The sequence below is a fragment of the Paracoccus sp. TRP genome, from assembly GCF_000185925.1.
Taxonomy (GTDB): domain Bacteria; phylum Pseudomonadota; class Alphaproteobacteria; order Rhodobacterales; family Rhodobacteraceae; genus Paracoccus; species Paracoccus kondratievae.
On the sequence record NZ_AEPN01000015.1, the window covers coordinates 1 to 11,148 of the forward strand.

Genomic DNA, 11,148 nt, shown 5'->3' on the forward strand with positions numbered 1-11,148 from the left:
GGTGCCGGTGTTGAAATCGGTGATCAGGACGGATCCGAGATCTCCGGAAAGATCAACAAAGGAGAACCGATCAAAACCGTCGCCGCCGGTGAGCGTGGCATTCCCGCCGTATACGATCAGGCTGTCGTTCCCTTCGCCGCCGTCCAGAGTGGCGTTTCCTCTGACGTTAATCAGAGTGTCGTTTCCGGCCTCGCCATACAGGTGGTCACCATCTCCACCCTGGAGGAAGTCGTCGCCCTCTCCCCCATAGAGGGTGGCGTTTCCCGCGTCATTATAATCGGCATAAATAGAGTCGTTGCCACTACCGCCCTCAACGAAGTCGTTGCCTTTTCCGGCGTCGATGAAGTCGTTGCCGTCACCGCCATAAATGGTGTCGTTGCCCGTTCCGCCGACGAGGGAGTCATCCCCATCTTCGCCAAAAAGGTAGTCGTCGTCCTCACCGCCATAAATGGTGTCATTGCCCAAACCGCCTTGCAGGATGTCGTTGCCCGCCCCGCCAAAAATGGAGTCGTCGCCTTCATCGCCAAAAATGAGGTCCTCGCCATCACCGCCATCGATGGTGTCGTTGTCCTCACCGCCCAGAATGAAGTCGTCGCCCGCACCGCCCTCGACGAAGTCGTTGCCTTTTCCGGCGTTGATGAAGTCGTTGCCGTCACCGCCATAAATGGTGTCGTCGCCCTCTTCGCCATGAATGGTGTCGTTGCCGTCCCCGCCGTCGATGGTATCGTTCCCCGAGCCGGCGATTATGACGTCGTTGCCCAGGCCGCCAATGAGGGAGTCGGGACCATCACCGCCAAGAATGATGTCGTTGCCCTCACCGCCATCGATGGTGTCGCTGCCCAGACCGCCATCAATGTAGTCGTTGCCCTCATTGCCATAAATGGAGTCGTCGCCCATGCCGCCAAGGATTGAGTCATCGTCCCGGCCGCCAAAAATGATGTCATTGCCGTCACCACCGTCGATGGTGTCGTTTCCGTCACCGCCATGAATGGTGTCGTTGCCGCCAAAGCCGTAGATGACATCATCGTACGGACCATGCGGAGGGGGGGTGTTGCCCCCGTCCACCATGTCGCCTTCAGGGTCGCCAGTGTAATTTTCATCAATGCTATCATCATCGTCGGTACCTTCGACGATGCCGTTGGAAGCTTGCTGAAAGGCGGTTGCGGCAAGGCCATCATCGGCATCAAGCGAGGACGAGGCGTCGGCACCGGGGACCAGCCTGGTGGCATCTTCGATCGACATGCCCCTCGAAGTATAGCCGATGATCTGCCAGTTTCCGGGGGTCAGCTCGGCCCAGACGGCAAGAATCTGGAAGCCGGCAGCGTTCAGGGCGGAAACATCGCCACCTCCTGTCACGCTCCAGTCTGCATCGGTCTTGGGACCAATCAGGATCCTGACGTTTTCGTAAGTGATGCCGGCCTGTATGACGGTGGCGGTCTGCACCTCGTCCAGGCTGATCGGCTGTCCGGCAGAGTTTTCGTACTGGTGGTCCGAGGTCGGGCCCGGCGGGGTGTCGCTTCCACCAGCGATGTCGTCCAGCGTCTGATCCGGGGTCGGAAAGATGATCCGGGTATCGTTCAGCCTCGGATCATAGCTGGTGGCCAGAGTGAAGTCACTGCCCGGTTGGTCAGTTGTCGGACCCTGCGCAAGGTTCCAGAAAGAGGTGAGCGATAGGGAGTAGGGCATGTCACATCAGACCTTCTGATCGATTGTTCGCTATTTGTCGGACAGAGGCGTTTTATCTGCGCAGCCGGAGAGCTGGTCGCTGAGTTTATTGAACGGCTTTTTATGTATCTGTGGTTTTATATTTTCGATTCCGCTATACTCGGGTGAGCGGAAAGCGTGAGTGGGTAGCAGATAAAAGGGGGTTATACAACATAGGCCACGGTTGCTTCACCGTCCGGTCTGTGGCCCGATTTATGTGCCCGGACTGCTGTCAGGCGCTGATTTCTCACATTTGGAGCGTTGCTGGCTGCTTTATACACTTGGGCTATACGCTTGTATAGGCCGCAAAATCTTTCCTTGCCTTTGGGCTGCGGCTTCCGGATACACTTCCTGGTTGATCCTATCGGGGATACGGGAAATGACGCAGCGGAACGACATGTCAGATCTCTCTCAGCCGGGCAGCAATTTATATGCCCGGGTTATCGAGGTGGCGACGGTTCTTGCCAATGAAAACGGTAGGCTTCCCGGTCTGACCGAGGTGGCAGAGCGGATCGGAATCGGCATCGAGGCGCTGTCGGCGCTGTTTCCCGACGATGCGCGGCTGGCCGATGCCCTGGGCGAAAACGCCATGCTGTTGCTTTTGGACCAATGCGTGCGCTCGGTCGTGCAGGTAGAAGGCGGCGATGTTCTGGCACAATTCGCGGCGCTGGCGGATGCGTATCTGGAGTGGGCCTATCGCCACCCGCGCGAATCATACATCATCGGCGCGATGCCCGCGGGGCAGTTTGAAAGCAACCATCGCCTGATGCGCTATGAGGAATCGTTGCACGAACTGATGTTGAAGCTGCTGCTGCGAGCCCGTGACGAAGGGCGTTTGGCTGAAGATGACGATCCGAAAATGGTCATCGCGGTCGCCCACACCTTTGCCTATGGCGTTGCACGCAAAATGGCGCTTGGCGATCTGTCGCGCTGGTCGCCCGAGGATCACGAGCCGCTGGAGGCCGCACGGCAGGCAATGCGGTATTTCATTCGCAAGATCCTGCACACGGTCGATCCGGTGAGGGAAAGCTGAGCCTCCTGCCCTCGCAAATCCGTGAAGGGGCGGTGACATATTTCCGACACCAACCGCGCGCATAGGTTGCGGATGGGGCGGACAGACAGGACTGATATGGCGCAGGGTAAACGCAGCGATGCAACCACCGTTCTGGTCGGGCCTGATCTGGCAGGGGCCGGCTATCTTTCGTCTCTGAAGGCCGAGGTCGGGCTGCAGAACTGTGCCATCATCTCGACCGGGACCCTGCGCCTTGAGCTTACGCCAGAGGCTGCTGAGGTGCTGATCGCGTCAGACCTTCTGTCGGCGCAGGCGCGGCCTGTCACAGTCCGGGCCATCTATTTTGATACCCCTTCGCGCGATCTTTCTGCGGCCGGTTTTACCCTGCAGATCCGTGAGGCGGAGGGGGCGTGGGTTCAGATCGTCGAGGCGAGCGCCGCGCCCGCGGGCCTGTTCGCCCTGCCTGAATGGCGGCACCGGATCAAAGGGGAAGGACCGGTTATTGACGATTCCACGCCTCTGCGCGCGGTATTGGGCAGCCGGGCGCATCATCTCACACCCGCGTTTCAGCTGGAACTTGCCCGTCAGGAATGGCAGCTGCAATCGGATGGTGCCGAGGTCGTGCTGACCCTTGAGCGCGGTGAAATCATGGCCGGGGACCGTCGTGCGCCCATTTGCGAATTGGTGCTGACGATCGGCCATGGTCCGGCATCGGCGCTTTATTCCCTTGCCCGCAGGCTGGACGAACTGGCTCCGCTGCGCCTTGGCGTTGTGAGTGAGGCCGAGCGGGGTTTTCGCCTGATTGATCCCTTGCCCCTCACACACAAGGCCGGGCAGGTGGCGTTGAATGACGACATGACCGCCGCCGACAGTTTCCGTCTGATCGTCGCCGCCTGTCTGCGCCAGTTCCGGCTTAATGAACCGCTGATCAGCCCCGCAAACCCCGAGGCACTGCATCAGGCCCGTGTGGCGCTGCGTCGTCTTCGCTCGGCTTTCTCATTGTTCAGGCCGATGCTTGGCGATGATCAGCTGACCCGGCTGAGCGAGGAAAGCCAGTGGCTGGCGGCGGTTTTGGGTGAGGCGCGGGATATTGATGTCCTGCAAGCGCGCTGCACGACCGAAGATCAGCGCCAAAGGCTTCAGCCCGCGCGCCGCACCGCTTATGATCGGGCAGAGGCGATGCTTGCGTCACGCCGGGCGCGGATTTTGATGCCTGATCTGGTGGAATATGCGGCGCTGGGGCCGTGGTGCACCCTGCCCTCTGCGGCTGAGGTTCGCCAGACCCCGATACGAGAGTTTGCCGGGGCGGCACTCGACCGTTATCGCCGCAAGGTCAAAAAAGACGGGGCCGATCTGTCCGAACTTGGCGATGCAGCCCTGCATGAAATCCGCAAGGATGCCAAGAAACTGCGCTACGGGGCCGAATTCTTTGTCCCGCTTTTCCGCGATAAGCGACGGCGGCGGGCGGCCCGTTTTGTGGCTGCTTTGGCCGAGTTGCAGGACCAGTTGGGCGCGCTGAACGATCTTGCCACGGCGTCAGCAACCCTTGCGCGGATCGGGCTTGCCGATGATCCGGCGCTGATCCGGCTGACCGGCAGCGACAAGGAACGCCGGGCGCTGATCAAGGCTGTAGCCGAGGCGCACGAAGCCTTTGTCGATGCCCGGCGGTTCTGGCGCTAAGGCGCCCTGACGTGGCACTCAGGTTTCCTGCGGGAACAGGTCGCGCGCCAGCACCGTCTCGGCAAAGGCGGCCGGGATAGTGCCGGGGGTACGGGCGCGGTTTCCGTTCAGCCGTGTCTGCACAAAGGCCTCGGCCAATGCCGGATCGCCCTCGGTCAGCAGAACGGCGGCGGTCAGCAGTAGCGCGCTGCCCTCGACGAACTGCCGTGCCTCGGCCTCGGTCACGCCGTCGCTCCAGCGGTTGCGATGGGCGGCAAGGGCTGAGTCGTAGGCGCGGTCCCGGCCCGCCGCCCCCTCCAGCCGCGCCGCCAGCATCTCGGCCGCCAACGGCTCGCGCGCCAGCGTGCGCAGTGCATCCAGGCAGATCACATTGCCCGACCCTTCCCAAATGCCGTTGAGCGGCGCCTCGCGGTAAAGCAGCGGCAAGGGCGTATCCTCGACATAGCCCATGCCGCCCATCACCTCCATCGCTTCGACCACCACCTGTGGGCACAGTTTGTTCGAAAGGTATTTCGCCAAAGCGACCCCGATGCGGGCAAAGGCGCGATCCTCGGCGCTGCTGCCATCGAAACTTGCAGCGACATGCATCCCCAGCATCAGGCTGCCCAGCCAGTCAAGCGTCAGATCGGCCAGCACCGCGCGCATCAGCGGCTGGTCGATCAGCCGCTTTTGAAAGGCGCGGCGATGGACAGCCCAGTGATGTGCTTCGTGCAGGGCCGCGCGCATCAGCCCGGCTGGTGCGATCGCGGTGTCAAGCCGGGTGTGATGCACCATCTCGACGATGGTGCGGATGCCGTCGCCCTCTTCGCCGATTTGCCAGGCGAGCGCGCGCTGATACTCAATCTCGGCCGAGCCGTTCGAGCGGTTGCCAAGCTTGTCCTTAAGGCGCTGGATGCGGATGGGGTTGCGCGCGTCCTCAAGCCAGCGCGGCACCAGAAAACAGGTCAGTCCGCGGCCGGTCCGGGCAAGCGTCAGAAACCCGTCCGACATGGGGGCCGAGCAGAACCATTTATGGCCGGTCAGCCGCCAGACCGTTCCGTCGCGCTCGGCCCGGGTGGTATTGGCCCGCACATCCGAACCACCCTGTTTCTCGGTCATGGCCATGCCCAGCGTCGCACCCGTCTTGGCCGCAAGGGGCGCGACCGTCGGGTCATGGCGCCGCGACATCAGCGCGGCGTGCCAGTCGCCCGGCAGATCTGCCGCGCCCAAGATGACCGGCACGGCGGCATAGGTCATGGTCAAGGGGCAGCAATGACCGGGCTCGATCTGACTGGCCAGATAGACCATGGCGGCATGGGTCAAATGCCCTGCCGGCCCACCCTCCCACGCGACTGAGTGATAGCCCGCCGCGACCGAAAGCTGCATAAAGCGGTGATAGGCAGGGTGAAAGCGCAACTCGTCCAGCCGTCTGCCACCACTGTCAAACAGGCGCAGCTCGGGCGGGTAGCGGTTGGCGTCACGCGCCGCCTCACGCGTATCGGCGCGGCCAAGTTCGGCACCATAAGGGGCCAGCGCCTTCTCGGGCACGCCACGGGCTGCAAGGACGGTGCGCAGTACCGGATCTTTGCGCCACAGGTCGACATCGCCCACAGGGTCGGGCTGGTTCAGTACTTCATGCGTTCCCAGATCCGCCATCGGGTCAAGTTGCATCGCAAGGCCCCCTTTGCCATCCCTGCCTGGATGCTAACCCCGATTCCCTTCCCGGGCGAGTCCGGCAGGTCGCATATGTCTCTTTCGTCATTGAAACCGTCGCAATCGGAGCATCTTGCGTATTTGACCCCGCGTTAGGCTGGATTTGCGCCTGCATGTCGCAGGTGGCTCGCGCGGGGCTTGGGCGAGGAGGCCCTTACCCCGACAATCGAGGGAGATCTGATCGCATGTCCAGCAACAAAGGTGTCGTCTATATCGGCCCCGGGAAGGTCGAGGTTCAGGCCATTGCGGATCCGAAGTTCCAGTCGCCTGACGGGCGCAAGATCGAACACGGGGTGATCCTGAAGGTGATCTCGACCAATATCTGTGGTTCGGATCAGCATATGGTGCGCGGCCGCACCACTGCCGAGGCGGGGCTGGTTCTTGGCCATGAGATTACCGGAGAGGTCATCGAGAAAGGCGCCGATGTCGAGATGCTGGAGGTCGGAGACATCGTCTCTGTTCCCTTCAACGTCGCCTGCGGACGCTGCCGCTGCTGCCGCGAAGGCGACACCGGGGTGTGCCTGTCTGTGAACCCGTCGCGTGCCGGCGGCGCCTATGGCTATGTGGACATGGGTGGCTGGATCGGCGGTCAGGCGCGCTATGTCATGGTGCCCTATGCCGATTTCAACCTGCTGAAGATTCCTGATCGTGACCGGGCGCTGGAAAAGATCCGCGACCTGACCATGCTGTCGGACATCCTGCCGACCGGTTTTCATGGTGCCGTCAAGGCCGGTGTTGGTGTCGGCTCGATCGTCTATGTCGCTGGCGCGGGTCCTGTGGGCCTCGCTGCGGCCGCCTCGGCCCGCATTCTTGGCGCTGCGGTGGTGATGATCGGCGATTTCAACAAGGAACGGCTGGAACATGCCCGCAAAGTCGGGTTCGAGCCGGTCGACCTTTCCAAAGGCGACAACCTGCCCGAGATGATCGCCGAGATCACCGGCAGCCCCGAAGTCGATGCCGCCATCGACGCCGTGGGCTTTGAGGCGCGGGGCCATTCGGGGGGCGAACAGCCCGCCATCGTTCTGAACCAGATGATGGAGATCACCCGTGCCGCCGGTCAGATCGGCATCCCCGGTCTTTATGTGACCGAGGACCCGGGCGCGGCCGATGAGGCCGCCAAATTCGGCAGCCTGTCGCTGCGCTTTGGTCTGGGCTGGGCCAAGGCGCAAAGCTTTCACACCGGTCAGACCCCGGTGCTGAAATATAACCGTCAGCTGATGCAGGCGATTTTGCATGACCGCCTTCCCATCGCGGATATCGTCAACGCGACGATCATCCCGCTGGATCAGGCCGTGCAGGGCTACGAAAGCTTTGATCAGGGCGTGGCAAAGAAATTTGTCCTGGACCCTCACGGTATGCTGGCGGCGTAAGCCGGAAAACCGTTGCGCAGCAAGGCCGGTCACGATCCCGTGGCCGGTCCCTTTATATCCGGCGGTCGGGTCAACTGCCCGAAAAATGTGACGGCCAGTCAGAAAAATACGCCTGCCAAATTGACAAGGTTCGTCCGATACCGCCCCATGGGGCTGCTGACGATCCCGACCACGGACGGGCGCGGTTTTCGCGCCTGACTGCTCTGCCTCTGGTCAATACATCGTTGCGGTGACCATCAGACGGTAAGGACCATGGCCATGAATTGCGCATGCGGACATCATCACCATCACGCCCCGCCGACCAGCCCGGCAGGCGAGGAAATCACCCTTGACCGGCCTCTGGTCGCGCTGACCGGGCGGTTGATCTGCGCTGACACCGCGCAGATGCTGCTGGCGCTGGACCTGCTGACCGAACATACCGAGCTGAGCCGGGCCGAGCCGGGCAATCTGCGCTTTGACCTCAATCAGGCCGAAGATCCGCTGATCTGGGAGCTGAATGAGCTTTATGCCGACGACGAGGCATTCGAGGCGCATCGCACCCGGCTGCGCGACAGCCGTTGGGGCCGTGAAAGCCAGGGCATCAAGCGTGATTTCACCCGCACCGCGCCCCTGCCCCGCATCCGGCCCGAGATGCGGCACGATCACATGGCAATCACCGCGCTGCTCGACCGCGCCTTTGGCGGACCGGACGAAGGACGGCTGGTCGACGAACTGCGTGCCTATGGCGATCTGGCCCTGTCACTGGTGGCCGAGGCCGAGGGCACGATCATCGGTCATATCGCCTTGTCGCCGATTGCTGCCGAAGCCCCGGCGCTTGCGCTGGCACCCCTGGCCATTCATCCGGCTGTACAATCGCGCGGTATCGGCAGCGCGCTGATCCGCGCAGCTATTGCCGCCTATGCGGATCATGCAATCGTGGTGTTGGGGGACCCGGCCTATTATGGCCGCTTTGGCTTTGTCCCGGCTGACCTCGATTCGCCCTATGCCGGACCTCATTTGCAGGTGCTGGGCGGGCAGCTGCCCAAAGGCAGCCGCATCACCCACGCCCCGGCTTTTTCGCGGCTCTAGGGCGGATCAGACCTCTTCGGCGGGGGTGCTGCCCTCGGCCTCGGCGGGTTGCGCATTGTCTTGCGGCAGGCGCAGCCGCACCCGCTTGACCCGGCGCGGATCGGCCTCGATGATCTCGAATTCGGCCCCGCTTTCATGGGGGATCACCTCACCGCGAACCGGTACGCGGCCGGTCAGCATGAAGATCAGCCCGCCAAGGGTGTCGATCTCATCCTCTTCCTCGTCGGTAGCAAGGCGCAGTCCGGTCTGCGCTTCGACATCCTCCAGCGCGGTCCGGGCCTGGATCAGCCATTGGCCGGGCTTTTCAAGGATGACCAGCCCGCCCTCGATCTCGTCATGCTCATCCTCGATCTCGCCGACGACCTGCTCGATCAGGTCTTCGATGGTGACCAGCCCGTCAACTCCGCCGTATTCGTCGATGACCAGTGCCATATGGATGCGTTTTTGCTGCATCTGCTGCAACAACACGCCAATCGGCATCGAAGGAGGCACGTAAAGCAGCGGCCGCAGCATGGGGCGCAGCGCGAATTTGACCGGGACCTTGGCACCAAAACCGTATTTCAGGGCAAGGTCTTTGAGGTGGATCAGCCCCAATGGGCTATCAAGTGTACCGCGAAAGACCGGGATGCGGGAAAAACCGTGCTCGCGGAACATTTCGACCAGTTCCGGCAGGGTGGCAGTCACCGGAGCGGCGGCGATTTCGGCTTTGGGGACCGCCACGTCATCGACCCGCATCCGCCGCAGGTTGGCTACTGCCGGTCCGCCAGCCAAGGCAGGGGCCTGCCCATTTTCGTGTTGATCGGCGCCTTCGGTTTCGGGTTCGCTGCCACCGAAGGCACCAAGAATACGTCCCAAAAAGCCGCGTGACTGCGGCTGCTCACGCCCGTCCCCTCCGCTACCCTCTGGCCAGGTGGCGGGGGCATTGGAAACGGGCGTGTCGGGACTTCGGTCGTTACTCATGTCTCAGGTTCCAGATAAGGGTCGGGGATTCCAAGCTTGCCCAGTATGGAACGCTCGGCATCCTCCATGGTTTCGGCATCTTCGTCATCAATATGGTCATATCCTGCAAGATGCAGGATAGCATGGACAAGTAGATGCGTTGCGTGATGCTCAAAGGGTTTGCCCTGCGCTTTGGCTTCGCGCAGGCAGGTATCATAAGAGATGGCGATATCGCCCAGCTCTTCGGCCTCGGGCAGTTCGGGGCGGGTGCCGGGGGCACGAGGTTCGAATTCGATCGCGGGCCAGCTCAGCACATTCGTGGGCTTGGGCTTGCCACGGAACTCGGCGTTCAGCGCGGCGATGCGGGCGTCGTCGCAGCCCATGACCACGATCTGGAATTCGCCAAGCTCAAGCCACTCACCCACCGCGCGGGCGGCGCGTTCGGCCATGGCGGGCAGGCCCGCATCCTCCCAACGGTCATCTTCGATAACGATATCGACGATTTCGGGCAACTCTCCGATGTCGGTCTCAGCCATCGCGGGTCCCCCTTACTGCGCCTTCGCCCGCAATGCGCGGCTCGCGGCGCGGGATGCGCTGGCCGCGCTCGTCAAAAAGCTCGCCTCGCGCCTGGGCGGCCTCGGCCTCGGCATCATAGGCCTCGATGATCCGGGCAACGAGCGAATGGCGCACCACGTCCTTGGCGGTAAAGTAGCTAAAGCTGATCCCCTTGATATCCTTCAGGATCCTTTCGGCATCGACCAGACCGGAGTGCACGCCGCGTGGCAGGTCGATCTGGGTGCGGTCGCCGGTGATGACCATACGCGAACCCTCGCCCAGACGGGTCAGGAACATCTTCATCTGCATGGTCGTGGCGTTCTGCGCCTCGTCCAGCACGACAAAGCTGTTGGTCAGCGTGCGCCCGCGCATAAAGGCCAGAGGCGCGATTTCGATACGCTTTTCCTCCATCAGCTTCTGCACCTGCTTGGCGGGCAGAAAATCGTTCAGCGCATCATAAAGCGGCTGCATGTAAGGATCGACCTTTTCCTTCATGTCGCCGGGCAGAAAGCCCAGCCGCTCCCCCGCCTCGACAGCGGGGCGCGACAGGATGATACGATCAACATGGCCGCCGATCAGCATGGTGACCCCCACGGCGACGGCCAGATAGGTCTTGCCTGTCCCTGCGGGACCGATGCCAAAGGCCAGCTCATTGGCAAACAGCGCCCGGACATAGTCTTTTTGCGCGTCGGTGCGCGGCTCGACGGTCTTTTTGCGGGTACGCAGCTCGATCGGGCCGGTCTGGAACATTTCCAGCTGTTCGGCCGGGGTCGGGCTTTCGGCCATTGTCTCGCTGCCCATGCGCAACGCGGCCTCGACCTCGGCCATTTCGACCGGACGACCCTGTTCCAGCCGGGCATAAAGCGCGCCAAGAACCTGCGCCGCCTCGGCCTGCGCATCGGCCGGGCCGACCACGGACAAGAGGTTGCCGCGGCGCAGGATATGCACCTTCAGTGCCTCTTCGATCCGTGCGAGGTGGCGGTCATGCGGGCCGCAAAGGTCAATCAGCAGCCTGTTGTCGTGGAATTCCAGCAGGGTTTCGCCGGGAGTCGCGGTCGCGGGATGCGTAGGGGTCAGACCCAAATTCGTCTCCGAGGTGGGGTTCTCAGGTATATATGGTTGCAACTG

At 62.3% G+C, this 11,148-nt stretch carries 9 protein-coding genes; 4 read left to right on the forward strand and 5 right to left on the reverse strand.

From position 1 onward, the window contains the following. Positions 1-1,686, reverse strand: a 1,686-nt coding sequence (locus PARACOCCUSGL_RS20505) for a calcium-binding protein (protein WP_010396116.1), incomplete at its 3' end; no start/stop codon positions are given. A 397-nt stretch (positions 1,687-2,083) separates the two neighbouring features. On the opposite strand from PARACOCCUSGL_RS20505, the gene PARACOCCUSGL_RS0110455 reads away from it, so the two are divergent. Both PARACOCCUSGL_RS0110455 and PARACOCCUSGL_RS0110460 read left to right on the forward strand, forming a co-directional pair. Further along, a complete protein-coding gene (locus PARACOCCUSGL_RS0110455) occupies positions 2,084-2,737 on the forward strand; it encodes a hypothetical protein (protein ID WP_010396119.1) in 654 nt (217 codons plus the stop codon). 96 nt (positions 2,738-2,833) lie between these two features. Beyond that, on the forward strand, positions 2,834-4,396 hold the full coding sequence (locus tag PARACOCCUSGL_RS0110460) for a CHAD domain-containing protein (RefSeq protein WP_010396121.1): 1,563 nt from the start codon (positions 2,834-2,836) through the stop codon (positions 4,394-4,396). Positions 4,397-4,414: 18 nt separating this feature from the next. On the opposite strand, the gene PARACOCCUSGL_RS0110465 is transcribed toward PARACOCCUSGL_RS0110460, so the two are convergent. After that, positions 4,415-6,046 (reverse strand): acyl-CoA dehydrogenase family protein, encoded by a 1,632-nt coding sequence (locus PARACOCCUSGL_RS0110465; protein ID WP_010396123.1) that lies wholly within the window; start codon positions 6,044-6,046, stop codon positions 4,415-4,417. 227 nt (positions 6,047-6,273) lie between these two features. On the opposite strand from PARACOCCUSGL_RS0110465, the gene fdhA reads away from it, so the two are divergent. Continuing rightward, positions 6,274-7,458 (forward strand): formaldehyde dehydrogenase, glutathione-independent, encoded by a 1,185-nt coding sequence (gene fdhA, locus PARACOCCUSGL_RS0110470; protein WP_010396125.1) that lies wholly within the window; start codon positions 6,274-6,276, stop codon positions 7,456-7,458. A 258-nt stretch (positions 7,459-7,716) separates the two neighbouring features. Then, positions 7,717-8,526: a GNAT family N-acetyltransferase gene (locus PARACOCCUSGL_RS0110475; RefSeq protein WP_010396126.1), complete on the forward strand. Its 810-nt coding sequence runs from the start codon at positions 7,717-7,719 to the stop codon at positions 8,524-8,526. Positions 8,527-8,532: 6 nt separating this feature from the next. Here PARACOCCUSGL_RS0110475 and PARACOCCUSGL_RS0110480 read toward each other — a convergent pair whose 3' ends face one another. From PARACOCCUSGL_RS0110480 to PARACOCCUSGL_RS0110490, 3 genes are read right to left on the reverse strand one after another with little or no spacing between them, the layout of a single operon-like run. Beyond that, positions 8,533-9,486, reverse strand: a complete 954-nt coding sequence (locus PARACOCCUSGL_RS0110480; protein WP_040601976.1) for a CBS domain-containing protein — start codon at positions 9,484-9,486, stop codon at positions 8,533-8,535. After that, positions 9,483-10,001: an rRNA maturation RNase YbeY gene (gene ybeY / locus PARACOCCUSGL_RS0110485; protein ID WP_010396132.1), complete on the reverse strand. Its 519-nt coding sequence runs from the start codon at positions 9,999-10,001 to the stop codon at positions 9,483-9,485. Before ybeY ends, PARACOCCUSGL_RS0110480 begins: the two co-directional genes overlap by 4 nt. Beyond that, positions 9,994-11,103, reverse strand: a complete 1,110-nt coding sequence (locus tag PARACOCCUSGL_RS0110490) for a PhoH family protein (protein WP_010396135.1) — start codon at positions 11,101-11,103, stop codon at positions 9,994-9,996. The genes ybeY and PARACOCCUSGL_RS0110490 overlap by 8 nt, the downstream gene beginning before the upstream one ends. Positions 11,104-11,148: the final 45 nt, after the last annotated feature.